This is a genomic window from Mucilaginibacter myungsuensis, from assembly GCF_015222005.1.
GTDB classification, from domain to species: domain Bacteria; phylum Bacteroidota; class Bacteroidia; order Sphingobacteriales; family Sphingobacteriaceae; genus Mucilaginibacter; species Mucilaginibacter myungsuensis.
In genome coordinates, this window is sequence record NZ_JADFFL010000006.1 from 17,246 (window position 1) to 42,856 (window position 25,611).

Below are 25,611 nucleotides of genomic sequence, written 5' to 3' on the forward strand. Positions count from 1 at the left end.
TCATGGTCTTCCCCTAAAATCAGGGGAAAGCAACGTCAGTGCAACTTGCAATAGCTTTAATAAGGGGAATTGCAGCCGTTGCATTCCATCCCAATTGTAACTAAACCTATACAATTGCTGCTTAAACTATCGCCCCGCACACATTGTCATACCTGCAAATTAACAAGGATACGACCATGAAAAAGATCATATTAGGAGCCGCCTTAGTGTTAAGCGCCTTCGCCATAAAACCAGCCAATGCACAGGTAAACTTTAACCTGAATTTGAATATCGGTAGCCAGCCCGAGTGGGGCCCTGTAGGTTACGACCATGTAGAGTATTACTATATGCCCGACATTGATGCTTACTACTACGTGCCAACCCATCAATACGTTTATTTTCAGAATAACGCCTGGATGCGCAGCACCCGCCTGCCCGATAGATACCGCAACTTTAACTTGTATAACAGTTATAAAGTGGTGATCAACGAGCGTGAACCATGGCGCCGTGCCGATGTGTATCGTAATAAGTATGCCGGTTACCGCGGCCGCCAAAACCAGGTGATCATTCGCGATAGCCGAGATGCCCGTTACCGTAACCATTGGAAAGATGACCGCCGCGACGACCGCGAGTGGAGAAGCAACAACCGCCGCAGCGACCGTGGCCGCCCCGAGGTTGACTACCGTAACAACAATAGCCGCCCGGAAAGGGGCCGCAGATAATTGCTCCGTATCCCCGTAAATGGGGTCTATATAAAGTGTGTGTATATGTGTGTGTAGGGTCGGCAGTTTGCTGCCGGCCCTTTTTATTATACATACTAACTGTTAAAACAAATTGATGCCCGCAGGCATTAATGCTACATCAAAACTATACTGAATATGAAAAAGATACTTTTTGCAGCCCTGCTAAGCATTGGTTGTATGATCGTTAAAAAAGCCGATGCCCAGGTGGGTTTGAACGTTAATATCAATATTGGTAGCCAGCCCGATTGGGGACCTGTGGGTTATGACAGGGCGGACTACTATTACATGCCCGATATTGATGCTTATTATGATGTCCCCGCGCATCGTTATGTGTATTATGAGAACAACGTTTGGGTGCGCCGAACCGTGTTACCTGCTCGCTATAGTAACTATAATGTTTATAATGGCTACAAAGTGGTAGTGAACAAACCCCGCCCGTGGACCAATGCGAATTATTACCGCACTACTTACGCTACATATAAAGGCCGCGGTGGCCAGCCGGTGATCCGCGATAGCCGCGATGTAAAATATAAAGATCATTGGAAGGGCGGCCCCGCCCGACCAAAAAAGATCAAAGTGAAACACGATAACGGCAACCATTGGGGCGAGGGTGGTGGCCCCGGCAAACATGGCGGCAAACCAGGCAAAGGCCCTAAGGGCGACCGGGGTAATGGTAAAGGTCATGGCAAGCATTAAGTTTCCTTTAACGAGGAATCAGAGAACCCTGTTTTAAAGCACAAAGCGGGATCAGCCGATAGATCTGGCTGGTCCCGCTTTGTATTTGTGCCGGTGCCATAACGGGCCCGAACCACATAAGGAATTGGGAATAGCCGTTTTTGCGTTTGGTGCTAATACTGTATTTTTGCCGACTATGCCCGATCGCCATAAAATATACTTCGCATCCGATTTTCATTTGGGTACGCCCAGCTTTATTGGCAGCCGCGAGCGGGAGTTGCGTGTGGTGCAATGGCTGGACACGATAAAAGCCGATGCTGCCGAAGTTTTTTTGGTAGGCGATGTGTTCGATTTTTGGTTCGAATATAAGACCGTGGTGCCCAAAGGCTATACCCGTTTCCTGGGTAAACTGGCCGAATTGGCCGATATGGGCATCAAGCTTTACTTTTTTAAAGGCAACCACGATATGTGGATGTTCGATTACCTGGTGCAGGAACTGGGCGCAACTATCATCAGTGACGAAATGGTGATAGAACGCGGCGGAAAAAAAATTTACATCCATCACGGCGATGGCCTTGGCCCGGGTGATACCAAATACAAATTCCTTAAAAAGATATTCCGTAGCAAACTTTGCCAATGGCTGTTCGCCCGCTTGCACCCTAATTTAGGTATCGGGATAGCTACCGGTTGGTCGCAACATAGCAGGGCTGCCAACATGAAAGAGGAAATAGCCAAACCCGGCGAGCAGGAATGGTTGGTTAAATTTTGTAACGATACTATTCAAGCCGAATATTACGACTATTTGATCTTTGGCCACCGTCACATTCCTTTGGATATTGTGCTGAAGAACCAGCGTAGCCGATATGTAAACCTGGGCGAGTGGTTCAACTACAGCTACTCGTATGCGGTTTTTGATGGCGTGGAGCTGACCTTGCATTTTGATAAGAAGCCCCGCTAAAAACATGACACCCGGCAAACCCAACCTTATAACAGGTTGTTGTTTATTTGCTTACCTTTGTACACTTTTTACCATAGCTGTGCGTAATAACAAGTGTTTCTCAACAGCATCTGTAAAATATCTTCTGAAATAATACCATGTTAGATAAATTAGAACTGATACACCAACGCTGGAAAGATGTGGAAGGTGAACTAAGCAGCCCGGACGCGATGGCTGATATGAAGCGCTTTGCTAATCTTAACCGCGAATATAAGGACCTGGGCAAGATCGTTGACGAGTATTTGATCTACCGCAACATCATGTCCAACATTGATACCAGCAAAGAGATACTGGCTACCGAAAAGGACCAGGAGTTTCGCGAGATGGCTCAGATAGAGCTGGACGAATTGCTGGGTCAGCAAGAGGTGAAAGAAGAGGAGATCCGCTTAATGCTGATCCCTAAAGACCCTGAGGATGCCAAAAACGCCATTGTGGAGATACGTGGCGGTACCGGTGGTGACGAGGCTGCCCTTTTTGCCGGCGACCTTTACCGCATGTACATGCGCTATTGCGAAAAACGCGGCTGGCGTACCGAATTGGTTGATTATACCGAGGGTACCAGCGGTGGCTATAAAGAGATCGTGTTCAACGTGAATGCCGAAGATGCTTATGGCACCTTGAAATACGAATCGGGTGTACACCGTGTACAGCGTGTTCCGGATACGGAGACCGCGGGCCGTGTGCATACATCAGCTGCTACGGTGGTTGTATTGCCTGAGGTTGATGAATTCGATATCGACCTGCATGTGAGCGACATCCGTAAGGATCTGTTCTGCGCATCGGGCCCGGGTGGCCAGTCGGTGAATACGACTTATTCTGCCGTACGTTTAACACACATCCCTACGGGTATCGTAGCCCAATGTCAGGATCAGAAATCGCAGTTGAAAAACTACGATAAGGCCCTGCAAGTACTGCGTTCTCGGGTATACGAAATGGAACTGCAAAAACACCTGGAAGAGGTTTCTAAGAAACGTAAAACGATGGTATCTACCGGTGACCGTTCGGCTAAGGTGCGTACTTATAACTACCCACAAGGCCGTGTTACCGAGCACCGCATTGGTTTAACCATCTACAATTTACCCAACGTAATGAACGGCGACCTGCAAGAGATCATGGAATCCCTGCAATTTGCCGAGAACGCGGAAAGATTAAAGGAAGGAACGGTAGCGTAAGGCTATTCGTTTTTAAGATATATGAGCGCTTCGGGTTATCCCGAGGCGCTTTTTTTGTGGTTAAAGAACAGGCCTGGGGATGATTATTGACAATAAAATAACACCAGATCCCATTTTCGGCGTTATAACTAATACCAACAACATCGAATATGAAAGCATTACACATCATATCAGCCGCGTTCACAGCTATCCTGATGAGTGCCGGCTTGCGAAGCAAAGCACAGACCTTATCTCCCGCGCCCGGCGATACGCTCAATTTGGTCATCTTTAATAACGACACCAATTTTGATGCTAAACGTACCCGGATCTTTTCGGACAAGAACACGGTCGATTCGTTGGCGACGATCTTAGCTGCCGACAGTAGCAAACACTACCGCATTGTTTACCGTAAGCAAGGCGTTAAAGGCCGGGTGGTATCGCACAAAGATTTTCGCAAACTGGATCGCTCGGGTATCTTCAGTATCATGGTCGCTTACAATAAAAAAGGCTTGCCCGAGGATGATGCACCTATCTACATCGTAACATCAAAGTAGATCGCAACAAAAAAATATCGCTTTAAACAAATAACGGCGCTAACTCAAAAAGTCAGCGCCGTTATTTGTTTATATTAAGATGGTAAGCTTATTGCGTAATGCTTACCACCACTTTACGGATCACGTTGTTATTTTGGTCGGCTACGTAAACGTTGCCTGCCGCATCTGTAGTAATGCCTGTAGGCGCAGCAAATGAGGCTGCTGTGCCCCGGTCGTTAACAAAGCCTGTCTTGTTCAGTTCGCCGGCAATGCTGTAGATCGCTTTTTTAGCGGCCACCATCTCAAATATACGGCCCGATTCGTCGCTGATGAACAAGTTGCCAGTTTTATCAAATGCCAATCCAACTGGTAAGCTCAGCAATTCGGTACGGTTGCCTGGGTTACCGGCCACGGTGTAAACCACGCCGGCAGCAGTGATGTATCTTAAAGCATTATTGGTCTTATCTGCCACATATACATTATTCTGCGCATCAATAGCTACGGCGGTAGGGTTATTAAAGCGGCAAGCCAAAGCTTCACCATCGTTAAAACCTCCGCTTGCCTGGCCTGCGTAGGTAGATACCACGCCTGTGGGAGTGATCTTGCGGATACGGTTATTACTACGATCGGCTACGAACATGTTGCCCGATCCATCAAAGGCCATACCGGCCGGGTTGTAAAACCTAACAGTGCTGCCGCTGCCATCGGCAAAGCCGGGTTTACCGTTGCCTGCAAAGGTGCTCACTACGCCTGCCGGGGTGATCTTGCGGATCACGTTATTACCCACATCAGACACGTAGATATTGCCTGTAGCATCGATAGCCAGATTTTGCGGACTGTAAAAACGGGCTGCAGTGCCTGTTCCCTCGGTATAACCCGGGGCAGTGCTGCCTGCAAAAATAGTGACCTGACCGCCCGTGCTGATCTTACGGATCTGGTTATTGAATGAGTCGGAAACGTAGAGGTTTCCTTGCGCATCGGCTACCATGCCTTGCGGGGCGCTAAAGGTAGCGGTAGTTAAAGTACCATCAGCAGATCCGGCGGTGCCTGTACCCGCGTAGGTGGTCACATCGCCCACTGCCGAGTAAGTTGATGTTGATGTTTTAAATTGCATCACATCGCTGTAATACGTACCTGTTTCGGTAGTGGCGTAATTACGGGCGTAGTAAGTTGTATTGGGTTGCAGGCCGGTAAGTACATCGTAAAAATGCAGCACGTTAGCCCGGGTTTGTATAGTGCGTGTATCGGCAATGGTAGGGGTTTGGTTAGATGTGCTATAGCAAACACCGTAAGCCGATATACTACCGGTAACAAAGTTAACTACATAACCGGTGGTCTGTACCGAGTTTTGGGTCAGGCCGGTGACTACCGGACTAATATATAGCGTAGCGGTAAGCGGTAGTTGAGTCCCGGGCGATGATTTGGTACAACCCGAAAGAAGAAATGTCGCCGAAGCTAACAGTATCAGAAAAAAACGTGAGTCTTGTAATAGTGATCTCATTTGCAATTATATATAAAACCTTAAAATAACGGCTTTGGGGGCAAAGATAACCACACAGGCCGACATTTTAACACAATTTAACAATAGGCTTTCAACGCCTGCCAAACCATTTTAACGCAAAAGTGGTTCTATGTGGTATAAAGGAGCCTTTTTAGATCATGAGAACTTATTTAACCTGCTTTTTACTGCTCTTATCGCTCGGTACATTCGCACAAAAACTGCCGCACGGTACCGTGTATGGCCGTAAACCCAACACTGTGGGCCTGATACAGGCAGATAAACTGGATAAATTTATGGGCAAACGCCCACGCGTCAGCATTACCATTGCGGGCCGGGTGTCCCTGGTCACCAAAACTAAAGGTGGCTGGTTTGATGTGGATGCAGGGAATGGCAACATTATTACCGCCCACTTTGCCAAGACCGGTATCAACATTCCGCGCGAGCTGAAGAACCGCTACGTGATCATAGAAGGTATAGCCCAAAAAAAGATGACCCCTTTAGCTAAGAAAGGCGAAAAGCCTGAAGGCAATTCTAAACAGACCTTGTTTTTTGAGGTGAGGGGTTTGATGGTGGATAAATAACCCCGGCTTTTTATATTTGCGTATTGGGGGTGTTACAAGCGCCCGCTGCAAAACCATTATGAGCAAATATCTTTTTGTTTTATTTTATCTTTTCACCAGCATGGCGCAGGCGCAACAAGTAACCCAACAGAAGGTAGAACCTACCGGCGTTTACAAGACCATCGATACCAGGAAAGCTGCGGATATCATTAAAAAGCTGGCATCGAAAGACAGTAAAGAGGTCGCTGCTGCTAAAAAACTGGTACTGGCAGATCCTAATGCCCATATACCCCCCGTGCTTTACGCGCTGTCAAACACGCTTTATCTGGAAAAGAAATTTGACGATGCCGCCTTTTGGTTTTACGTGGCACAACTAAGGGCACGGTACGATGTTAACCGCTGTGCCGACCGCACCGCTACCTCGCTACAATATAACCAGGCTTACGGCGCACAGATCAATAAATACGCTACTAAAGATATCCCCAAACTACGCAAAACAGTAGCCCGGGTGATCCAATTTGTAAAGACCAACAACGAGCAATACGACCAGCGCTGGATAAACCTGACCGGTATGGATGCCATGCAACAGTCCCTGGGCGATAAAGCCAAACCGGCCGAACTAAGCGTGCCAAAAAAGCAATGGCCTGCAATTAAAACCCGGACCATAAAAGAATATCTTGATGGCTTTAACCAGGCTACTGCCGATAAGATAAAGGGGAAGTAGATAAGCTCGTTTATACTTGCCGTCAAAACCGCCGTAAAAGATCTGGCGATGTAGCGGGCATTTTTATTTTGTAACGGTACATACCCCCAAAGGCATCTTCTTCTTTTAAAAACTCGTGGTCTTTTTTGCTGATCCAAAAGGTTTGGGTGTAGGCCGATCCGTCGGGTGCTTTACCTTCGGTCTGTAACTTCCAGCAGTCGGTTTTTATATTATCCAGCAGGGATATAACCTCGCTGCCGACCACTTTATATAACACATATTTAGGTTCGCCCAGGCCGGCATCGTAAAAGTTGATAGCGAAGGTCTTTCCCGCGGCCAGTGGCAACTGCTCAAAGGTCTCGATGTCTAAATTCCAGTTGAGGACAGGCTTGGCAAGATCAAGCTTAAAATTTCGATGCGTGTTATTGGCCACAGTGTCGGCACCGGTGATATTCGTTTTTGTCCAATTGAATGCTTTTAATTTCCCTCCAATATTCTCGGCATGGTACACAGGCGAAAAATCTTTAGCGCTATTTATCGAATACACGGTGCGGTACCCCAACGTATCGCTGCCGTACCAGTGCTGGCTGGTGATAAAGACCGGTTGCGCATTGTGTGTACCCTTCCTCACCTCACGCACCCATAGCGACAAGCGCAACGCCTTTTTTTGTTTGGGTTGCTGAAAGTACACTATGTATTGTTTTAGCCCGGGTTTTAAATTGACAGTTTGCAGTTGCCGGCCTTTTTCAAAACCAATAGTGTCGACCTGGGCATAAGATGCCGTTCCCCATAAAACTGTAGCAAAAAAGAGTGCGGCGCGTAAGTGTTTGTGCATGGCGAGGTGTTTTGTTTATTAGATAGCCAATGTCCACCCATTGTTACGATCTGCTGTTAAGTTACTTAACCGTTGTTGGTCTGTTGGATAGCAAAGGGCTTGGCTCGATTTTGGCATCATCTAAAAAACAGCGTTGCCCTAACAGCTTTTAATGTATCAGAGATTTTACATAATGGGCATTAATGATTATATTGTGGCCTTGTCTTGACAATTTTTAAGGCAAAGCCCCTATTTTATAACTATTACTACATGCAGGCTAAGGCTAAAGGCTTTTTATTCATCTTGGGGAAATTGTTCCCCCTTCTGTGCTTTGTCCTCACTTTTTGTCCGTGTGCCCGTGCGCAATCGGTAAAAACTTATACCGGCAAGATCACCGATGCCGAGACCGGCGAACCTTTGCCTTACGTGACTATTTACGTTAAATTACCCAACAACACCACTAAAGGCACCACTACCGATTTTTCGGGCGTGTACCGCTTAGTTACCCCGCTGGCTACAGGCGATAGCATATATGCTACTTACGTCGGCTACATACTAACCAAAAAGCCACTGCCTGCAGGCCGCACCGGTACGGTCGATTTTCAAATGAAGACCAATACTGAGTTGTTGAAAACGGTGACCATCACCCCCAAAAAATACATCAACCCCGCCTGGGCGATATTAGACGGTGTAGTGCAACACAAGGACGAAAATAATCTGGATAAGCTAAAAAGTTACGAATATCAAAGCTATAACCGCCTTGGCCTGTCGCTGACCAACATTAGCGATAAGATGAAACAGCGCAAGGTGATGAAACAGATCTTGCCGCTGATGGATAGCCTGCAAAAAATTGCCGGCGACGACGGTACCCCAAACTTACCGGTGTTTGTAAGCGAAACGGTGACCGACTTTTATCATCAGCATAACCCAGATCTGAAAACCGAAAAGATACAGCGTACCCGCACCAGCGGTATAGGCATTGAGGATGAAACACTGGTATCGCAGATAGTAGGAAGCGCCTTTCAGCAATATAATTTTTATAAAAACTATGTACGCCTTGCCGGTAAGGACTTTATATCGCCTATTACAGATAGCTGGAAAATGTTCTATAATTACGAATTGGTCGACTCGCAAGATAAGATCCATGGGGTTGAGCTTTACCGCATAGAATTTAAACCTAAGCGATCGCATGATCTGGCTTTTGTGGGCACCATGTGGATCACGCAGGACACTTATGCGCTTTACCGTCTGGATGTATCGGTAACGCCTGATGCCAACCTTGATTTTTTAGATAAAATAAAGATACAGCAAGAGATGGTGCAACCCGCAGGCTCTACCGCCTGGTTGCCAGAGAAGACGCGCATCATTGTTAATATCTCCAACATCGCTAAAAGTTGGTCGGGTTTTATCGGTAATTTTTATGTAGCCAACAAAAACTTTAAGATAAACCAGACCTATCCGCGCGAGTTGTTCAAAGAGCCGATGACGATGAACGACAGCATCTCGGTAAAGAATGAAGACTACTGGGTACAGAACCGCCCCGAGCCTTTGACCGCAACCGATAAGCGCGTGTATCAGATCATAGATACGGTGAAAAGCCTGCCTATTGTAAAGTCCTACACCGATATATTGGGTATGTTAATTAACGGGTACTACAGGGTTGGTAAATTTGGCTTTGGGCCTTACCTGTACACATTTAGTTATAACGATGTACAGGGCCCGGTGCTTAGGGCAGGCGGGCAAACCAACAAATACTTTAGCGACCGCTGGATACTGGGCGGCTATGTAAGCTACGGGTTTACCGACCAACGGTGGAATTATAATGGCTCGGTAGAATACATTACATCGCGCAAGCCATGGTCGCAGGTGGGGGTGTCGTATACGCATGACCTTAATCAAACGGGTTATCAATTCGAGAATTTTAATAATGTCAATAACGTTTTCAGGGCATCGGCCCGTAATGGGCGGGTGATGCGCCGCGGGCCATTTATTCAAAGCGACCTGAAATTTTACGGACAAACGGATATTTGGCCCAATTGGCGACTAAGGCTTACCGGCGACCATCGGACCTTTGAACCGCTTTACCCGTTCAACTACCATAGTCCGATCAACGGAAAAGAATATACCACTTACCAGGTAGCCGAATTGCAAACAGAACTGCAATGGACCCCAGGGAAGCGCGTATTGCAGTCGGCCAAGATCAACAAGCGCATAGCTTTGGGTAATGGCGAAGATAATCCTGTGGTTACTTTCCGTTACACCCGCGGGTTTAAGATCTTCGATGGTGATTTTGAGTATCACAGGTTTGCTGCCAACATACGCCAAAAAGTACACATGGGCATTTGGGGCAAGGGCGAATACATGTTTACCGGGGTGTACCTGCCATCTATATTGCCAAACCCGTTGTTAGAGAACCACCGTTTTAACTTTAACACTATGCGCTTTCTGGAATACTCCAGCGATCGCTACCTGGCCTTTAACTACCAGCAGCATATGGAAGGTTTGTTAACCAACAGTATCCCCTTGCTAAAAACGCTCAATCTACGTACCGTGGCCGACCTTAACGTGCTGTGGGGTAGTTTGCGCGAAGAGAACAATGCCGGCTTTAGGGGTGCATCTTCCGGTTTCCCCAACCGCCCTTCACGGAGTTTAAATGGTATACCGTATGTGGAATTGGGTTACGGGCTGGAAAACATCTTTAAGTTTTTTAGGGTCGACCTGTTATATCGAGTTACCCATCGGAACCACCCGGATGAGTTTGGCGATCAGCCGCGATCAATGGCCGTAAGGTTTGGTGTGCAGTTCAGGTTGTAGTGCTGCTCCGCTGCGGCGTTTGCTGAAATTAAAACTACCTTTTATCCACAAACTTCACAGCCTTCCTCCCCGCCTCGGGGAATTGGATCTTCACCATTTCTTCGGCAGTAAGGTATTTGATCATCGGGCTAACCCTTAACCTGGCTTGCAGGTAAGCGCGGATACGGTGGTCGCATTCGTCGCTGTTATCCGCAGGTACCAGATACAATTGCACCTGATCCAGGCCAATCTCGTCCGAATAGATCTCGATCACAAAGTCCAGTATTTCTTCGCGCTCGTTCAGCAGGTCGAACAATGCCGGTGGGTATAACGTCGTCCCTTTAAATTTGATCATTTGTTTTTTACGGCCGATCAATGGCGATAAGCGCAAACTATCCCTTCCGCAAGCGCAAGGCTCGTCCATGTAGGTACAAATATCGCCTGTTTTGTAACGTAACAACGGCATGGCCTCTACACCCAAAGTTGTAATGGTTACCTCGCCGGGGGTATTTGGCGGGACAGGTTGGTCGTCCTCACCCAATAATTCTACAATAACCAGTTCGGGTTGGTGGTGCCCACCTTTACCTGCGACGCATTCCGTAAAAGCGGTCTGCATTTCAGTTGACGCATAAGTGCTGAAGAGTTGGATATCCCACTCTTCAGTTATCTTTTTGCCCAGCATATTCAGCGACAGATCGGTATTGCGGATATTCTCGCCAATGCAGATCGCTTTTTTTACCGAGGTGCTGTTCATGTTGATGCCGTTGGCCTTGGCAAAAGCGATCAGCTTTAAAATAAAAGACGGTACAGCAACGATAGCCGTTGGTTTCAACCTTTTTATGGTCTCCCATTGCAGCGATGGAACCCCCGGGCCAAGCCTGATAATACTTGCCCCCATTTTGCGGATGCCCGAATAGTAGGCGATGCCGGCCATAAATTGCCTGTCTAAGGTCAGCATTAACTGATAGACATCGTTAGGGCGGCCATCAGCTATGCGGAAAGAATTATGTTCATTCTCGGCCAGGCGCAGCAGGTCGTTCTCGGTCAACGGTACAGTTACCGGGCTGCCTAAAGTACCTGAGGTAGATGTGTATTCGATGATCTTACCGCGTGGTACGCAAAGGAAATCATCGTTGCGGTTTTGCAGGTCGTCTTTTTCGGTGGTAGGTAGTTTGATTAGGTCGGCCAGTGTTCTTACCGACGAGATGTCGATCGCCTGTTTATCGAACATTTCGCGATAGTAGGGCGAGTTTTGCGATAGATAGACCAACAGTTCCCGCAGTTTTTGTTCCTGCAGTTGGATAGTGCTTTGGGATAATGCCATTTACTTTTCGATAACGACCACTGCCGACGCCAATTCCTTCAGGTGGGTTAATGACACCTGGATATTTTTTAGCTTCAGTTTTTTGATGGTCTCGGCGGTTAAACCAATAAATGATATCTCCGGTTTGCCGTTAGGCGCATTTAATATTTGCACCTCGTTAAAAGCGGTACCATCCAGCCAGCCAGTACCGATGGCTTTAAAAAAAGCTTCCTTAGCGGCGTACCGTGCGGCATAGTGCTCAAAGCGGTTGGTCTTAGGCTGACAATAAGCTATCTCTGACTGAGAGAAGACCAGTTCCCTAAAGCCGCTTTCTTTTTTCATGCTCTCCTTTAAACGGGGCACTTCTATCATATCTATACCTACGCCTGATACCATTTTGTGTTACGGGTTAAAGTCCAAATCTAACAAAAACGACGGAAACTGAGGGTACACGCGCCAGTAGCTTGCCTTTATGCTGAACTATTAATTATATTTGTATATGGACGCATTGATAGTTTATCCGGAAAACAATGAGCAAATGGCCGCATTAAAAAATGTTATCGATACCATGCATATTGCTTATCAGCAACAGGAGGAGATTTATCCCGACTATGTGATCGAGGGAGTAAAACGCTCTTTAGAAGAAGCAAAAAAAGGTCACTATAAACCATATACCGGAATAAAAGATATGTTAAAAGGCTGATGGCTTTAGAGGTAGTCTATTCGGACAGAGCGCAAGAAACGCTACGTCTAACCTATAACCTTATCAGCTTTAAATTTGGGATTAAGGCAGCAAATGATTTCTCTAATAAAGCGGAAAGAACGATCCGCCTGATAGCGTTTCAACCGTATATGTATAAGGCATCGACCATAGATGCAGATGTCCGCATTGCTACTATCACTCGCCAAACGTCATTGTTCTATTTTGTTGCTGATACCAAGGTCATCCTTTTATTTTTCTTCGATAACAGACAAGAACCTCTCTAAGTTCTTCCATGTTTGATAGATCATATAACAAAAGCGCCCGATTTCCCGGGCGCTTTTTATTTATTTCTTCTCGGTATGCTTCTTAACTTCCGATTTATCGATCACCACATAAATGGTATCCACCACCCGGCCTGCACGGCCCTGCTCGTGGAATAAGCTGGTCAAGGCGGTGTCCAGCACCTCTACCTTGGTAACAAAGTGGCTGGTCTCGCCACGGTTATTAAACCAATTCTTGCCACGGGTTTGGTGGTAGACCAATTTTACCTTCCAGCCTTTTTCGGCAGCGGCCTGTAATTGTTTGATCACGGCCGGATCCTCGTTATTATTATCCACCGAAAAATCGAACGGTACACTACTGTTCATCCCGGTTTGGGTCACGTTCAGGTGCCCCTCCCATGATTTCCATTTAACACCCGTGTATGATAGCTGAGTGATCACGCCAATACGTTCGCCGTTAGAGTAGTTTTCGGTGCAGGAGGCAAGTCCGGTCAATATCAATGCTGCAAGTAATAGTTTTTTCATATCCCTAAATATAGTTTTTAATTAGAGATATAGGGATGGCATTTGTTACAGGATGCTTTAGTAGCCTACAGGCTTATCACGACAGATACCGTATAATTCGTGTCCTGATATTAAAGTTCGGGGTAAGGCTAATACTACCCCTTCATCTCCCGTTTCTTCCTAAAAAACCCCTTCACCAATTCCGAACATTCGTTTTCGCGGATGCCGCCGGTGATCAGGGTTTTAGGGTGGGTGATCTTTTGGTTCAGCCTGCCAAAGCCCATGCGGACATCGTACGCCCCAAAAACGATTCTCCCAACCTGGAACCAATAACTCGCCCCTGCGCACATTACGCAGGGTTCCATGGTTACGTACAGGGTACAATCCTTTAAATATTTACCGCCTATATAGTTGGTTGCCGCCGTGAGGGCCTGCATCTCGGCATGGGCCGACACATCGTTCAACCGCTCGGTAAGGTTATGGCCACGGCCAATGATCTTTCCCTGGCAAACCACAATGGCGCCAATGGGTATCTCGTCCTCCGCTAAGGCGTAGTGGGCCTCGCGCAAGGCTTCGGCCATAAAAAAGTCATCGGGCGATATGGTGGCCTCGCCTTCAAAGTTGATATACCTCATTCTGTATCTATCCCAAATTTCTCTTTCAAATGGCGCTCGGTCCTGTTCCGCATTGTCATGCCGCCAACCAAGGCAGCAGCCATATTGCCAAACATACCTATCTGTGTCCACATCGCATTAAGCGGGGTGATATAACGGACCGCCGTCATGATGATCAAGCCTGCCAAAATTATCCCCAGCCCCATCCTGATCATCACGACGGGGGCGTAACGGTTAGCCTCGGCCCAAACTTCAGGCGAGCTTTCGGTAGCCGGACTACTGTAGCCGTAATAGCCATTCACTTTTTTGGGTGGCCATGTGCGCTGGATAAAACCGAACAGTAGGAATACCATCCCTATGGTTTGCGGGCCGTACAGCCAGTTTATTACTTCTTTCATGTGTTTAAATGTTTTGGTGCTCGTTATTCCGTATGTTGTTTTTGTCGCTAAACGTCTTTTCCAGGTGCCGTTCTGTTTTGGTCAGCAGCACTGCCACACTGGCAAAACAGCTACCCAGGATAGAAATTAAAGTAATAGCAGCAAAAACCTCTTCGGACGTTGGGATGAAGTACAGACCGGCGGCGGTAATAACCCCTATCGCGATCAGCACCCAGCCTAAATTGATCATTAGGTTGGCCGAGTAGCGGTTGGCCTCGTCCCAGGCCTGCTGGTTTTGCATGGACGCCGTTGTGCGGTAGCCGTACAGGCTATTGATCTTTTTAGGCTGCCACTTTTTTTGCAAAGAAGCGGCTATCACAAATATGATCCCGATGAGGTGCGGTCCTACAAAAAGTCCGGCTAATTCTTTATCCGTCATATCAGATCAGTTTGCTGCCGTTAGGCACGGGTTTGTCAACGGCCGATAGTACAATATCGCCGTTCTCGTCGGCCAAACCCGTCACCAAAAACTCCGACATAAAGTTAGCTATCTGCTTTTTAGGGAAGTTGGTGACGCCTATGATCTGGCGACCGATCAATTCGTCCTTAGTGTAATGCTTAGTGATCTGCGCGCTGGACCAGCGGATGCCGTATTCGCCAAAATCTACCTGTAATTTATAGGCCGGTTTACGCGCCTCGGGGAAATCCAGTACCTGCAACACGGTGCCTGCTCTTAACTCTACTTTCTCAAAATCGTGCCATGAGATGGTTTCCATAGCGCAAGATAGCTATTTTCCGCCCTTGGCTATAAATGCTTTTATGGCTTTTTGCGCATCAGGCGATGCCATATTGTAAACCACTTTGTCGTAAGCCTTAAAGTCGACACACCAGGGATAAAGGAATTTGGCGCAGGCCAACTTATACTCGTCGGTCGCGAATTGATTCAACAGTTTTAATTCCTGGGCTACGGTAATGCCATCTGCATTGTTCTGTACGCCACCTTTCACAACGTCCAGTTTACGGTAGTCGCCGTTCTGATTCTTCATGGACATTAAGATGCTTTCTATAGCCATATCGCTCATGGCCAGGGTAGGGCGCTTTTTAGGCGGCCTGGCAAAGGTAAATGCCGAAAAAGTGAACAGGGCGATAATAGCGATCAGAGGTTTCATATCCGCAATAGTTTGATATACTAATATCGCTTATTTTCTGATAGTTATGGCATGTATATCTTTAACCTCGATGATCGTGCTTTGATAACCATGCAAAGTAACCTGTATCATCGCATCAGCCACTTGTTGCAAGGTGGAAATACTGTTAGGGAACAGCACTTTAATGATCGGCACCATCCATGATAGCCACCAATATAATTTGTTGACATTCTTAGCACCTTTGGTAGGTGTCATCACTCCCGGGCGAAAGTTGAACACTTGTTTAAAAGGAAGTTTGGCTATATCATTTTCGGTCTTGCCTTTAACACGCGCCCAGCGGGTCTTGCCCTGTTCGGTGCTATCGGTGCCGGCGCCTGATACGTAGCAAAAGGTCATCTCCGGATTACGTTTGGCCAATGTTTCGGCTACATGCATGGTGAGCGTATAGGTCATGCGGTAATAAGTATCCGCATCAACCCCTACTGACGATATCCCCAGGCAAAAATAGCAAGCATCGTAGCCCGTCAATTGCTTTTCGATGGGTGATATGTCGAAGAAATCAGCATGAATGATCTCTTTCAACTTAGGGTGACTGAACCCGCTCGGTTTCCGGTTAACGATCAGCACTTCAGCCACCTCATCGCGAAGCAAACACTCTTGCAACACACCTTCGCCTACCATGCCGGTAGCGCCTGTAATGATCACCTTTAGTTTTTTCATATTGCCACGTTAAGCTATATTATCACGATAGGCGCATGCGGTTCGGACGAATGATCTAATAGTTCACATACCGTTCCTCAAAACTGCCATCGGCGTACAGATCTAACAATCCGTAAACGGGAGCGGTCTCGCGGCGGTTACCTTCCCACCAGGCACCGCTTACCGCACCGTCACAAATATAGGTAACGTTATTATAAACCAATTTCTCGCGCAGGTGGATATGCCCGCTCAGGCATAACTTTACGTTAGGGTGTTTATAAAACAGGCTGATGATCTTAGTCGTATCGGTGTGCATATCGCCGCCGTACATGGTCCAACGGTTGATGATGTTGTCTTCGATGAGGTTAGTAGCGGTTAGAATTGGGATGTGTGACATCACCAATATTGGCATGTTCTTATCCGTCTGCTCCAATTCTTTTTGCAACCAGTTAAATTGCTCGTCACCTAATTTGCCGATATACCAGGTATTGTCAACATCTAAATGGACACTATCTAAGATAATGAACTTCCAGCCGCCTTTGATCATGCTGGAATACGACTTGGTTAATTGCAGTTGATCTAAAGAATATTGCTTGCCGTAAACTGCTTGCCCTTTATTATTCTCGTTCCACCAGATGTCATGATTGCCCAAACAATAATGTACCGGCAGGTTACAATCGGCTTTAAGGGTATCCTTCATCAGCTTCCATTGCGCGTTGATGACATCAATATTCTCCTTATTCATATCGAACACGATATCACCGCCATTCAAAATAAAGTCAACCTTGGGCGACTGCTTTTGTACATGGTGCAGGCAATTTACAAAACGCTTCGGCGCATCAAATTTATTCTTTAGGTGAATGTCGGTAAGGTGAGCCACTCTTAATACTGGTTTCTTTGTCGCGTTGATGTCACTACCTAAGGTTAGCGAGGGTGCTAACAGTAAGCCCCCAAGATTTTTTAGTGCCGATCTTCTTTCCATCTTTTGAATTTGGTGGAGCGAAGGTAGTAGCGGGATGTTTGGTTTGTGTTTTGGTTTTGTGAAGTTATTGGGAGGCAAAAGTTTGAGCAGTGCGATAGATCTAACTTTGCGTGATAAGCCCGAGTCTCCCCGCTTGAGCGAGGATGCGCTGAACGATGATGAAGCAGAACCATTCATAGGGGTGTGTCCTTTCGCCGACTGTGCAACTGAAGGACACACCCCTGACCCCGCTCAAGCGGGGAAGCGAGACTTAAAAGCAAAGAAAAAGCCCGACTCGTCGAGCCGGGCTTAAAGTGAATATGCTAACTCCCCTTTAGGGGGCCGGAGGGCTAAACGCCCAACAATAATCTTGCAGGATCTTCCAACAGTTGCTTAACGCGTACCAGGAAGCTTACCGACTCGCGACCGTCGATGATGCGGTGATCATATGATAATGCTAAGTACATCATCGGGCGGATCACTACCTGACCGTTCACTGCTACCGGGCGCTCAATGATATTGTGCATCCCTAAGATAGCCGATTGCGGCGAGTTGATGATCGGGGTCGACATCATCGAACCGAACACACCACCGTTAGTAATGGTGAAAGTACCGCCGGTCATTTCTTCGATAGTCAGTTTACTTTCGCGGGCTTTACCTGCTAATACTACGATCGCTTTTTCGATCTCGGCCAAGCTCATCGCGTCAGCGTTACGGATAACCGGAACTACCAGACCTTTAGGGGCCGATACCGCGATAGAGATATCTGCAAAGTTGCTGTAAACAACCTCTTCGCCTTCTATACGTGCACCAACGGCAGGCCATTCTTTTAGGGCCTCGGTAACGGCTTTGGTGAAGAAGGACATAAAGCCCAGGCCAACACCGTGTTTCTCTTTAAATTTATCTTTGTACTTACCGCGCAACTCCATGATCGGTTGCATATCAACCTCGTTAAAGGTGGTCAGCATGGCGGTCTCGTTCTTAACCGCAACTAAGCGGCGGGCAACGGTCTTGCGCAGATTCGACATTTTTTCGCGTTTCTCGCCACGGGCATCAGCCTTAGCAGGAGCGCTTGGCGCAGCTGCAGGAGCAGCCGGTTTAGCGGCAGGAACTTCAGCAGGTTTCTGTGCGCCGATAGCATCACCTTTAGTGATACGGCCACCAACACCCGATCCGCTTACGCTTTCAGGAGCGATGCCTTTTTCGGCTAATATTTTACCGGCAGCTGGTGATGGTGTACCCGCAGCGTATCCGCTACCACCGGCAGCAGGAGTTGCAGCAGGCGCGGCACTTGCCACAGGAGCAGGTGCGCTGGTTGCAGCAGCCGAAGCAGCGCCACCGGCAGATATCGAACAAACCACAGCACCTATCGGTAACACATCACCTTCTTTAGCGATGGTCTTCAACGTGCCTGTTTGTTCGGCAGTTAATTCAAAAGTTGCTTTGTCTGATTCCAGTTCGGCAATGGCTTCGTCCATGGCTACTGTATCGCCGTCTTTTTTGATCCAGCGTGATAGGGTAACCTCGGTGATCGACTCACCAACGGCTGGTACTTTTACTTCTATCGCGGCGGCAGGTGCAGCAGCAGGAGCTTTTGGGGCCGGAGTTGCGGCAGGTGCAGCCTCAGCTACCGGTGCAGGAGCAGCTTCAGCGGCCGGAGCGGCAGCAGGTGCGCCCGCGCCTTCATCGATCTTAGCTACAGCAGTACCAATAGCGATGGTTTCGCCTTCAGCAACTAAGGTGGTCAACGTGCCTGCTTTTTCGGCGGTCAATTCAAAAGTAGCTTTGTCTGATTCCAGTTCGGCTATTACTTCGTCCATGGCTACAACATCGCCGGTCTTTTTCTTCCAGCTTGATAGGGTAACTTCGGTGATAGATTCGCCAACGGCAGGAACTTTGATCTCTAAACTCATAGTGTTGTGAATAGTTGATTGTGTGATCAGTGAGTGGTTGACGAAGTAGTGAACTACTCACCAACCACCCACGTATAATTTAGTCGGCTACTACCTTGTTCATTTTTTCGGTAGTCGCTTTTATTTTTTCTTTAGCCTCGTTGCTTACCGGCGATTCAAAAGCTTTGCTGATGATATAAGCCTGTTGCGACGCGTGTTGTTTAGCGTAACCTGTAGCGGTACTCGCACTCTCTTTACGCGATATCACATCCAACTGCAATTCGCTCTTGCGGAATTTGCGCAGCATATATGGCCATGCACCCATGTTCTCAGGCTCTTCCTGCACCCAAATAAAATCGGTAGCGTTGCTGTATTTCGACTTCATTTTTTGCATCGCGATAACCGGTGTAGGGTACAATTGCTCTACACGAACGATCGCTACGTCTTTACGTTTATCGGCTTGCTGTTTATCCAACAATTCGTAATACAGTTTACCTGACACGAACAATACGCGTTTCACTTTCTTATTGTCTACGTAGCTATCGTCAATGATCTCGCAGAATTTACCTTCAGTAAAATCTTTTAACGGGGATACACAAGCCGGGTGGCGCAATAAACTCTTAGGCGAGAAAATGATCAGCGGCTTACGGAAATCACGCTTCAACTGCCGACGCATGATGTGGAAGAAGTTGGCTGGGGTGGTCACGTTCGCCACTTGGATATTGTTATCAGCGCAAAGCTCCATAAAGCGTTCGATACGGGCAGATGAGTGCTCCGGACCTTGCCCTTCAAAACCGTGCGGCAACAACATCACCAAACCATTACCACGCTGCCATTTAGTTTCAGAACTGGCAATGTACTGATCGATGATGATCTGCGCACCGTTCACAAAGTCGCCAAATTGGGCTTCCCAAATGGTCAGCGCGTTAGGGTTAGCCAAGGCATAACCATAATCGAAACCAAGGACACCGTATTCAGATAACAATGAGTTATAGATATAAAAAGGTGCAGCACCTTCAATAGTTGCTAACGGAGAATACTCTTCTTCGGATTCAGCCAAAGTCAACACCGCGTGACGGTGAGAGAAAGTACCACGTTTAACGTCCTCGCCGCTTAAACGTACCGGGTGGCCTTCTTTTAGTAGTGTACCGTAGGCCAATAACTCGCCCATGGCCCAATCAAAGATTTGGGTCTGCTCCACCATTTTCTTACGGTCGTCAAACAGCTTCTCTATCTTTTTAAAGAATTGCTTTTCCTTAGGTAAATTGGTGATGGTTTTACCGATAGCTAATAATTCAGCTTCAGGCACGGCGGTATCTTGCGATGCTGCAACCTCTTTATCGGTAGCCAGGTGAAAACCTTGCCATGCGCCTAAGAACATCGGGCGGCTTTCTATCACCTTATCCTCTGCCTTGCTTGCGTCAAGGTCGGCCTGTAAAATGGCGCGGAAATCACTTTCTATCTTTTTGGCAGCGGCATCGTCAATAACGCCTTCGGCCAATAGTTTTTGTTTGTAGATCTCTAACGGATTAGCATGCGCCTCTATCGCCTTATATAATAAAGGCTGAGTGAACTTAGGCTCGTCCGACTCGTTATGGCCGTATCTGCGGTAGCACAAGATATCGATGAACACATCACCGTTAAATGCCTGGCGATATTCCATAGCCAGGTTGATCGCATAAGCCAAAGCCTCAGCATCATCACCATTAACGTGGAAAACGGGCGCTAAAACGGTCTTGGCAACATCGGTACAGTAGGTACTGCTCCGGGCGTCTTTATAGTTGGTGGTAAAACCGATCTGGTTATTGATCACCACGTGGATGGTACCACCGGTACGGTAACCTTCCAGGCTTTCCATCTGCAACACCTCATATACGATACCCTGACCGGCAACCGAAGCGTCGCCATGGATCAGTATAGGGGCTATCTTGTTATGATCACCGTTGTATTTAAAGTCGATTTTAGAGCGCGTTAAACCTTCAACCACCGGGTCAACCGTTTCCAGGTGCGATGGGTTAGGGCAAAGGCTCAGGTGAACTTTTTTGCCGTTAGTTTGGATATCCGTAGAGTATCCTAAGTGATACTTCACGTCGCCACCATGCGGAGAATCGGCATCGTAGTTCTTACCCTGGAATTCGGCAAAGATCTCTTTGTACGATTTTTCCATGATGTTGGCCAATACGTTTAAACGGCCGCGGTGAGCCATACCGATGGTAAACTCTTCAATACCCAACTCAGCACCTTTAACAATGATCGAGTTAAGGGCCGGGATAAGCGCCTCGCCACCTTCTAACGAGAAACGTTTTTGACCAAGGAACTTGGTACCTAAAAAGTTCTCGAAACCAACCGCCTGATTCAGCTTACCAAAGATCTGTTTCTTTTCGTCGGCAGTAAAGTTCGGCGTGTTGCGTTTGCTTTCCATGCGCTCCTCAAACCACTTGGTCTTGATGGGGTTACGCAGGTATTTATATTCGGCACCGATAGGTCCGCAGTAGGTCTGCTCCAAAACGGCACGGATATCTTTTAATTTAGCGGGACCGATCCCCAGCTCGATACCGGCATTAAATACGGTATCCAGATCAGCATCGCTCAAGCCGAACACTTCCAGTTCTTTACCAGGAAAGTGCTGACGGCGTTCGCGCACCGGGTTAGTTTTGCTGAACAGGTGACCGCGCTGGCGGTACCCGTGTATCATATTCAACGCGTTGATCTCTTTCAGCGCGTGCTCAGAGTTTGGTACAGGCGCGTCGGCGGCTGTAACACCATCCCCTCCGCTTTGTCCAAATTCAAATCCTTCAAAAAATTTTTGCCACCCAAAGTCGACTGACTCAGGGTCTTGTTGGTAAGCGTCGTAGAGGCCGCTGATATAGTCGGCATTGGCGCTGTTAATATAATTTAAGCGATCCATGTAAAATTGATCTGTAAAGACCCTGCAAAACTAAAACAATAAACCCGAACGCTGAAAAATAATATTGGAGAAAAAACACCAATATGTCTGCAAACTGACTGTTTTTCAAGCGGGACGTAAAAAAATATACCGATTGGTCTTTTAATTCGATACACTATCTCCTTTTAAACGGATTTTGGGAGGAAATGATTGCGGGGATGGGAGATTTATTTTTAGTTGGGATCAATCGCCACCGGATGCCAGTTGTGCCCGCAATGGCGGCACTGTTTTGCATGTGGCGTGCGGGCTAACTTTTTGCAGATCGGGCATAAATTAAATAATACATCATTAGGACGCTCGGTTAATATACGCTCCGCACAGGTTAGCATAAATTGGATATAACCTTCACTCAAATAATTCAATACGATGGGGTCATCCGTTAACCAGCCCACCTTCATATACATACGCCTGAGCGGGGTATTGCCTTGGTCTTCTAACTTTAAGGTAGAATGATAATGCTTGAGGGCCTTTTTCTCGGTTAAAGAAAGCAAGTTTGAATAGTGTACAAAGATATATTCTGCTTTTTCGAGGGTGATATCAGGCATAGCGGTTTAAAGATAATGGTTTATTGGCGACATTGCAAAGGTCCTGCCTCGGCGTAGACTCACCCCGGCGACGCTGCGGTGGCCGTTGCCCTTTCTTCGCCCTCGGCGGAAAGAGGGCGGGGAGGCTGTTAATTATTGTTTGATATATATCGCAGATCCACAAGTTGACTGCTATGCCCCAAGGAGGGAGGTGTTCTTTATGCCCTTTGCATTGAGATCGCTCTTAACCCTCCCAATATGAAGAATGCATGAATTCGCCTCACGGTCAAAACTATTAGTCAAAATTTACCGTTCCGTTTTTACGTAACTTAGTAATACATTTTCCTGTTGGCGTTATGAGATCCATTAAAAGCATTTGGGGTTTGGCCGGTCTGGTGTGCGCTGTAGCGTTGCTGGCCTTTATTCGTGCGGACGACGATCCCATCAAAAAGATAGTTACCCAGCTAAGTAAATGGGCCGACGAGCAGCCACAGGAAAAAGTGTACCTGCATCTGGATAAACCTTTTTATGCCACCGGCGAGGATATCTGGTTCAAGGCTTACGTTACCGTCGGCGATAAGCACCAGCTATCGGCCCTGAGCAAGATCCTCTATGTCGACCTTATTAACGACCGCGACTCGATCAAACAAAGTCTTAAGCTAATGGTGAGTAATGGCATAGCCTGGGGTGACTTTTCGCTTGCAGATACCTTAAGGGCGGGCAACTATCGCGTACGCGCCTACACCAATTACATGCGCAATGCCGGCGGCGACTATTTTTTTGACAAGACGTTGGTGATCGGGAACGTGGCCGGCAATGCCGTCTACACCAAAACTAATTTTACTTACGTCAACGCTAACGGCAAACCGCAAGTGAATGCCACCATCACTTATGCCGACCTGAACGGTAAACCTTACGCCAATAAAGAGGTCAGCTACGAGGTGCAAGGCACCAACGCCAACATCGCCAAAGGCAAGGGCACAACCGATGCTGCCGGGGCGCTCCGGGTCAGCTTTAGTGGTCAGGCCGAACAACGGTCGGCACGTATAGTAACCACTATAAAGTATGCCGATAAAAAGAGCGATGTGCAGGTAGTGCCGGTGAAGGCATTGTCTAACACGGTCGATGTGCAATTCTTCCCAGAAGGAGGCACTATGGTTGCCGGATCGCGCACCAAGGTCGCTTTTAAAGCAACCGGAGCGGATGGCCTGGGTGTCGACGTAACCGGGACGATCAAAGACAATAACAATGCCGACGTTGCCGCCCTTGGCCGATCGCACTACGGGATGGGTTTTGCTATGCTGACACCCGAAACAGGTAAAACCTACAAGGCTGTAGTTAAACTGCCGGATGGTTCGGAGCAGACGATCAACCTGCCTGCCGCCGCGGCTACGGGCTACAATATGGGCGTGTTCGAAACCGATAAAGAGAATATCCTGCTGCGGATAGGTGCAAGCAAGCAATTGGCCGATGCAGGCAATACCTCCATTAGCGTGGTGGCGCAGCAGAATGGCCATATTTATTACGCGGCCAATACGCTGATCAATAAAGCCAGCCTGACGGCAAGCATTCCCAAAAACCGTTTCCCGACAGGGATCGTGCAATTCACCATGTTCTCGTCGGCCGGCGAGCCGTTGGCTGAGCGTTTGCTTTTTGTAAGGAATGATGACCTGATGAAACTGAGCATCGGTACGGATAAGCAGACCTATGCACCACGCCAAAAGGTGAACTTAACAGTGGGGGCAAATACCCCGGGTGGTCAACCGTCGGTAGGGACGTTCTCGGTAGTGGTGATAGACGAAAGTAAGGTGCAGGTTGACGAAGATGACGAAACCACCATCCTCAACAACATCCTGCTGACCAGCGACCTGAAAGGTTATATAGAAAAGCCCAACTACTATTTTAACAAACCTACCGAGCAAACCAACGCCGATCTGGACGCGTTGATGCTGACCCAAGGCTATCGCCGCTTTGCCTGGAAACAGATCCTGAGCGATGTGTTCCCGCCGATAGCGTTTAAGGCCGAGCAAGAGATCACGATATCGGGCACCGTAAAAAGTGGTAAACAGCCTGCCCCGGGCGCAAAAGTAACGCTTTTCACTACGGCCAGTGGTCCGTTCATTTTAGATACCGTGGCCGATGCGGATGGCCGTTTCGTTTTCAAGGATATGATCTTTAAGGACAGTATCCGCTTTGTGATACAGGCACGTACCGCGAAAGGGGGCAAAAATGTGGAGATAGAAATGGATGACATAGCTGCCCCGGCTACCGGCGCCAACCGTAACGCGCCCGATCTTGTGGTGGGCCAAAGCGATGTGCTGAGTACTTATCTGTTGAACAGCAAGAACCAGTATCTGCAGGATATTAAATACGGTTTGGGCAACCACGTAACGGTATTGAAGGAAGTGGTGATAGCCGAAAAGAAAAAGACGATGCAAAACTCGGCCAATTTAAATGGCGGGGGCAATGCCAACCAGATCCTTAAAGCCGATGACCTTTCCACCTGCCCAACGCTGGACATGTGCCTGAACGGCAGGCTTAACTTTGTGATGTTCCGCGGCGGGATACCTTACTCTACCCGTACGCCTAATGTGCCCATGACCATTGTGCTCGACGGTATGCCCATGGGCAGTAATTTTGGTTTGGATAACATTGTGACGCAGGACGTAGAGACCATTGAGGTGCTGCGTACCCCGCAATACACCAATATTTACGGTACACAGGGGAATGGCGGTCTGCTGGTGATCACCAGTAAACGCGGAGGTTCGTCGGCCAATAGTGCCAATTACCGGTACGCCCCCGGACTGATCACCTATGCGCCAAAAGGCTATAATACGGTGCGCGAGTTCTACGCACCAAAGTATGATGCGCCAAACAATGGCCCGGCCATGGCCGACTACCGCTCTACCATTTTCTGGGCGCCAAACCTGGTGACAGGCAAGGATGGTAAAGCTACGACAAGCTATTTCAATGCCGACGGCAAGGGCAGCTACCGAGTGGTGGTTGAAGGCATTGATGCCGATGGCAACCTTGGGCGACAAGTGTTGCGGTATAAGGTGGAGTAGGGTTGCTTCAGTGAGCAGTGATCGGTGACAAGTGACCAGGTATGTTAGTGAAGAATACATGGGATCTAAGAAATGTCGATCCAGCTACTGCTCACTGATCACAAATTAACTGGTTAACTGATCACCTAAAAACCCTAACTTTGT

At 47.7% G+C, this 25,611-nt stretch carries 26 protein-coding genes; 11 read left to right on the forward strand and 15 right to left on the reverse strand.

Annotated elements, in window-relative coordinates; genetic code table 11:
* Nucleotides 1–176 precede the first annotated feature (176 nt).
* The 5 genes from IRJ16_RS15440 (at nt 177) to IRJ16_RS15460 (ending at nt 4,099) form a co-directional block, all read left to right on the forward strand.
* Nucleotides 177–701 (forward strand): hypothetical protein, encoded by a 525-nt coding sequence (locus IRJ16_RS15440; RefSeq protein WP_194112519.1) that lies wholly within the window; start codon nt 177–179, stop codon nt 699–701.
* Between the two features lie 156 nt (nt 702–857).
* Nucleotides 858–1,418: a hypothetical protein gene (locus IRJ16_RS15445; RefSeq protein ID WP_194112520.1), complete on the forward strand. Its 561-nt coding sequence runs from the start codon at nt 858–860 to the stop codon at nt 1,416–1,418.
* Between the two features lie 175 nt (nt 1,419–1,593).
* A complete protein-coding gene (locus IRJ16_RS15450; RefSeq protein WP_194112521.1) occupies nt 1,594–2,355 on the forward strand; it encodes a UDP-2,3-diacylglucosamine diphosphatase in 762 nt (253 codons plus the stop codon).
* A gap of 137 nt (nt 2,356–2,492) precedes the next feature.
* Nucleotides 2,493–3,566 carry a peptide chain release factor 1 gene (prfA, locus tag IRJ16_RS15455; protein WP_194112522.1) on the forward strand — a complete coding sequence of 358 codons (1,074 nt, stop codon included), beginning with the start codon at nt 2,493–2,495 and terminating at the stop codon, nt 3,564–3,566.
* Between the two features lie 149 nt (nt 3,567–3,715).
* Nucleotides 3,716–4,099: a hypothetical protein gene (locus IRJ16_RS15460; RefSeq protein WP_194112523.1), complete on the forward strand. Its 384-nt coding sequence runs from the start codon at nt 3,716–3,718 to the stop codon at nt 4,097–4,099.
* Between the two features lie 88 nt (nt 4,100–4,187).
* On the opposite strand, the gene IRJ16_RS15465 is transcribed toward IRJ16_RS15460, so the two are convergent.
* Entirely contained in the window at nt 4,188–5,579 is a 1,392-nt protein-coding gene (locus tag IRJ16_RS15465) for an NHL repeat-containing protein (RefSeq protein ID WP_194112524.1), read from the reverse strand.
* Between the two features lie 158 nt (nt 5,580–5,737).
* Between IRJ16_RS15465 and IRJ16_RS15470 the strand changes: the two genes are divergently transcribed.
* On the forward strand, nt 5,738–6,160 hold the full coding sequence (locus tag IRJ16_RS15470; protein WP_194112525.1) for a DUF4920 domain-containing protein: 423 nt from the start codon (nt 5,738–5,740) through the stop codon (nt 6,158–6,160).
* A 58-nt stretch (nt 6,161–6,218) separates the two neighbouring features.
* Nucleotides 6,219–6,863, forward strand: a complete 645-nt coding sequence (locus tag IRJ16_RS15475; protein WP_194112526.1) for a hypothetical protein — start codon at nt 6,219–6,221, stop codon at nt 6,861–6,863.
* A gap of 22 nt (nt 6,864–6,885) precedes the next feature.
* Here IRJ16_RS15475 and IRJ16_RS15480 read toward each other — a convergent pair whose 3' ends face one another.
* Nucleotides 6,886–7,677, reverse strand: a complete 792-nt coding sequence (locus tag IRJ16_RS15480; RefSeq protein ID WP_194112527.1) for a DUF3108 domain-containing protein — start codon at nt 7,675–7,677, stop codon at nt 6,886–6,888.
* A gap of 249 nt (nt 7,678–7,926) precedes the next feature.
* Here IRJ16_RS15480 and IRJ16_RS15485 point away from each other — a divergent pair, with 249 nt between their 5' ends.
* Nucleotides 7,927–10,470 carry a DUF5686 and carboxypeptidase-like regulatory domain-containing protein gene (locus IRJ16_RS15485; protein WP_194112528.1) on the forward strand — a complete coding sequence of 848 codons (2,544 nt, stop codon included), beginning with the start codon at nt 7,927–7,929 and terminating at the stop codon, nt 10,468–10,470.
* Nucleotides 10,471–10,504: 34 nt separating this feature from the next.
* On the opposite strand, the gene IRJ16_RS15490 is transcribed toward IRJ16_RS15485, so the two are convergent.
* Both IRJ16_RS15490 and acpS read right to left on the reverse strand, forming a co-directional pair.
* On the reverse strand, nt 10,505–11,773 hold the full coding sequence (locus IRJ16_RS15490) for a phenylacetate--CoA ligase family protein (protein WP_194112529.1): 1,269 nt from the start codon (nt 11,771–11,773) through the stop codon (nt 10,505–10,507).
* Nucleotides 11,774–12,148 (reverse strand): holo-ACP synthase, encoded by a 375-nt coding sequence (acpS, locus tag IRJ16_RS15495; protein WP_194112530.1) that lies wholly within the window; start codon nt 12,146–12,148, stop codon nt 11,774–11,776.
* 103 nt (nt 12,149–12,251) lie between these two features.
* On the opposite strand from acpS, the gene IRJ16_RS15500 reads away from it, so the two are divergent.
* Nucleotides 12,252–12,455 (forward strand): DUF2683 family protein, encoded by a 204-nt coding sequence (locus IRJ16_RS15500; RefSeq protein ID WP_194112531.1) that lies wholly within the window; start codon nt 12,252–12,254, stop codon nt 12,453–12,455.
* Nucleotides 12,455–12,739 carry a type II toxin-antitoxin system RelE/ParE family toxin gene (locus IRJ16_RS15505; protein ID WP_194112532.1) on the forward strand — a complete coding sequence of 95 codons (285 nt, stop codon included), beginning with the start codon at nt 12,455–12,457 and terminating at the stop codon, nt 12,737–12,739. Before IRJ16_RS15500 ends, IRJ16_RS15505 begins: the two co-directional genes overlap by 1 nt.
* Nucleotides 12,740–12,799: 60 nt before the next feature.
* Here the strand turns inward: IRJ16_RS15505 and IRJ16_RS15510 are convergent, their stop codons facing one another.
* From IRJ16_RS15510 to IRJ16_RS15560, 11 genes are all read right to left on the reverse strand, one after another.
* Nucleotides 12,800–13,261 carry a hypothetical protein gene (locus IRJ16_RS15510; RefSeq protein WP_194112533.1) on the reverse strand — a complete coding sequence of 154 codons (462 nt, stop codon included), beginning with the start codon at nt 13,259–13,261 and terminating at the stop codon, nt 12,800–12,802.
* 134 nt (nt 13,262–13,395) lie between these two features.
* Nucleotides 13,396–13,875, reverse strand: a complete 480-nt coding sequence (locus IRJ16_RS15515; RefSeq protein ID WP_194112534.1) for a nucleoside deaminase — start codon at nt 13,873–13,875, stop codon at nt 13,396–13,398.
* Nucleotides 13,872–14,252, reverse strand: a complete 381-nt coding sequence (locus tag IRJ16_RS15520; protein WP_194112535.1) for an SdpI family protein — start codon at nt 14,250–14,252, stop codon at nt 13,872–13,874. The genes IRJ16_RS15515 and IRJ16_RS15520 overlap by 4 nt, the downstream gene beginning before the upstream one ends.
* 4 nt (nt 14,253–14,256) lie before the next feature.
* The gene (locus tag IRJ16_RS15525) at nt 14,257–14,670 is read right to left on the reverse strand and encodes an SdpI family protein (protein ID WP_194112536.1); all 414 of its coding nucleotides are present in this window, start codon (nt 14,668–14,670) and stop codon (nt 14,257–14,259) included.
* A gap of 1 nt (nt 14,671) precedes the next feature.
* Nucleotides 14,672–15,007, reverse strand: a complete 336-nt coding sequence (locus tag IRJ16_RS15530; RefSeq protein ID WP_194112537.1) for a tRNA-binding protein — start codon at nt 15,005–15,007, stop codon at nt 14,672–14,674.
* Between the two features lie 12 nt (nt 15,008–15,019).
* The gene (locus tag IRJ16_RS15535; protein WP_194112538.1) at nt 15,020–15,400 is read right to left on the reverse strand and encodes a DUF4476 domain-containing protein; all 381 of its coding nucleotides are present in this window, start codon (nt 15,398–15,400) and stop codon (nt 15,020–15,022) included.
* Nucleotides 15,401–15,430: 30 nt separating this feature from the next.
* Entirely contained in the window at nt 15,431–16,099 is a 669-nt protein-coding gene (locus IRJ16_RS15540) for an NAD-dependent epimerase/dehydratase family protein (protein ID WP_194112539.1), read from the reverse strand.
* A 55-nt stretch (nt 16,100–16,154) separates the two neighbouring features.
* Nucleotides 16,155–17,060 (reverse strand): metallophosphoesterase family protein, encoded by a 906-nt coding sequence (locus IRJ16_RS15545; protein WP_194112540.1) that lies wholly within the window; start codon nt 17,058–17,060, stop codon nt 16,155–16,157.
* 329 nt (nt 17,061–17,389) lie between these two features.
* The gene (odhB, locus tag IRJ16_RS15550; protein WP_194112541.1) at nt 17,390–18,952 is read right to left on the reverse strand and encodes a 2-oxoglutarate dehydrogenase complex dihydrolipoyllysine-residue succinyltransferase; all 1,563 of its coding nucleotides are present in this window, start codon (nt 18,950–18,952) and stop codon (nt 17,390–17,392) included.
* A gap of 79 nt (nt 18,953–19,031) precedes the next feature.
* Nucleotides 19,032–21,839, reverse strand: a complete 2,808-nt coding sequence (locus tag IRJ16_RS15555; protein WP_194112542.1) for a 2-oxoglutarate dehydrogenase E1 component — start codon at nt 21,837–21,839, stop codon at nt 19,032–19,034.
* 212 nt (nt 21,840–22,051) lie between these two features.
* Nucleotides 22,052–22,423: a hypothetical protein gene (locus tag IRJ16_RS15560; protein ID WP_228080222.1), complete on the reverse strand. Its 372-nt coding sequence runs from the start codon at nt 22,421–22,423 to the stop codon at nt 22,052–22,054.
* 335 nt (nt 22,424–22,758) lie between these two features.
* Here IRJ16_RS15560 and IRJ16_RS15565 point away from each other — a divergent pair, with 335 nt between their 5' ends.
* Complete coding sequence (locus IRJ16_RS15565; RefSeq protein ID WP_194112543.1) at nt 22,759–25,467, forward strand: TonB-dependent receptor; 2,709 nt, start codon at nt 22,759–22,761, stop codon at nt 25,465–25,467.
* Nucleotides 25,468–25,611: the final 144 nt, after the last annotated feature.

Excerpts from the sequence above, each read along its gene's own strand:
- IRJ16_RS15440 (WP_194112519.1), top strand. The coding sequence starts at position 177 with ATGAAAAAGATCATATTAGGAGCCGCCTTAGTGTTAAGCGCCTTCGCC.
- IRJ16_RS15445 (WP_194112520.1), top strand. The coding sequence starts at position 858 with ATGAAAAAGATACTTTTTGCAGCCCTGCTAAGCATTGGTTGTATGATC.
- IRJ16_RS15450 (WP_194112521.1), top strand. The coding sequence starts at position 1,594 with ATGCCCGATCGCCATAAAATATACTTCGCATCCGATTTTCATTTGGGT.
- prfA (WP_194112522.1), top strand. The coding sequence starts at position 2,493 with ATGTTAGATAAATTAGAACTGATACACCAACGCTGGAAAGATGTGGAA.
- IRJ16_RS15460 (WP_194112523.1), top strand. The coding sequence starts at position 3,716 with ATGAAAGCATTACACATCATATCAGCCGCGTTCACAGCTATCCTGATG.
- IRJ16_RS15465 (WP_194112524.1), bottom strand. The coding sequence starts at position 5,579 with ATGAGATCACTATTACAAGACTCACGTTTTTTTCTGATACTGTTAGCT.
- IRJ16_RS15470 (WP_194112525.1), top strand. The coding sequence starts at position 5,738 with ATGAGAACTTATTTAACCTGCTTTTTACTGCTCTTATCGCTCGGTACA.
- IRJ16_RS15475 (WP_194112526.1), top strand. The coding sequence starts at position 6,219 with ATGAGCAAATATCTTTTTGTTTTATTTTATCTTTTCACCAGCATGGCG.
- IRJ16_RS15480 (WP_194112527.1), bottom strand. The coding sequence starts at position 7,677 with ATGCACAAACACTTACGCGCCGCACTCTTTTTTGCTACAGTTTTATGG.
- IRJ16_RS15485 (WP_194112528.1), top strand. The coding sequence starts at position 7,927 with ATGCAGGCTAAGGCTAAAGGCTTTTTATTCATCTTGGGGAAATTGTTC.
- IRJ16_RS15490 (WP_194112529.1), bottom strand. The coding sequence starts at position 11,773 with ATGGCATTATCCCAAAGCACTATCCAACTGCAGGAACAAAAACTGCGG.
- acpS (WP_194112530.1), bottom strand. The coding sequence starts at position 12,148 with ATGGTATCAGGCGTAGGTATAGATATGATAGAAGTGCCCCGTTTAAAG.
- IRJ16_RS15500 (WP_194112531.1), top strand. The coding sequence starts at position 12,252 with ATGGACGCATTGATAGTTTATCCGGAAAACAATGAGCAAATGGCCGCA.
- IRJ16_RS15505 (WP_194112532.1), top strand. The coding sequence starts at position 12,455 with ATGGCTTTAGAGGTAGTCTATTCGGACAGAGCGCAAGAAACGCTACGT.
- IRJ16_RS15510 (WP_194112533.1), bottom strand. The coding sequence starts at position 13,261 with ATGAAAAAACTATTACTTGCAGCATTGATATTGACCGGACTTGCCTCC.
- IRJ16_RS15515 (WP_194112534.1), bottom strand. The coding sequence starts at position 13,875 with ATGAGGTATATCAACTTTGAAGGCGAGGCCACCATATCGCCCGATGAC.
- IRJ16_RS15520 (WP_194112535.1), bottom strand. The coding sequence starts at position 14,252 with ATGAAAGAAGTAATAAACTGGCTGTACGGCCCGCAAACCATAGGGATG.
- IRJ16_RS15525 (WP_194112536.1), bottom strand. The coding sequence starts at position 14,670 with ATGACGGATAAAGAATTAGCCGGACTTTTTGTAGGACCGCACCTCATC.
- IRJ16_RS15530 (WP_194112537.1), bottom strand. The coding sequence starts at position 15,007 with ATGGAAACCATCTCATGGCACGATTTTGAGAAAGTAGAGTTAAGAGCA.
- IRJ16_RS15535 (WP_194112538.1), bottom strand. The coding sequence starts at position 15,400 with ATGAAACCTCTGATCGCTATTATCGCCCTGTTCACTTTTTCGGCATTT.
- IRJ16_RS15540 (WP_194112539.1), bottom strand. The coding sequence starts at position 16,099 with ATGAAAAAACTAAAGGTGATCATTACAGGCGCTACCGGCATGGTAGGC.
- IRJ16_RS15545 (WP_194112540.1), bottom strand. The coding sequence starts at position 17,060 with ATGGAAAGAAGATCGGCACTAAAAAATCTTGGGGGCTTACTGTTAGCA.
- odhB (WP_194112541.1), bottom strand. The coding sequence starts at position 18,952 with ATGAGTTTAGAGATCAAAGTTCCTGCCGTTGGCGAATCTATCACCGAA.
- IRJ16_RS15555 (WP_194112542.1), bottom strand. The coding sequence starts at position 21,839 with ATGGATCGCTTAAATTATATTAACAGCGCCAATGCCGACTATATCAGC.
- IRJ16_RS15560 (WP_228080222.1), bottom strand. The coding sequence starts at position 22,423 with ATGCCTGATATCACCCTCGAAAAAGCAGAATATATCTTTGTACACTAT.
- IRJ16_RS15565 (WP_194112543.1), top strand. The coding sequence starts at position 22,759 with ATGAGATCCATTAAAAGCATTTGGGGTTTGGCCGGTCTGGTGTGCGCT.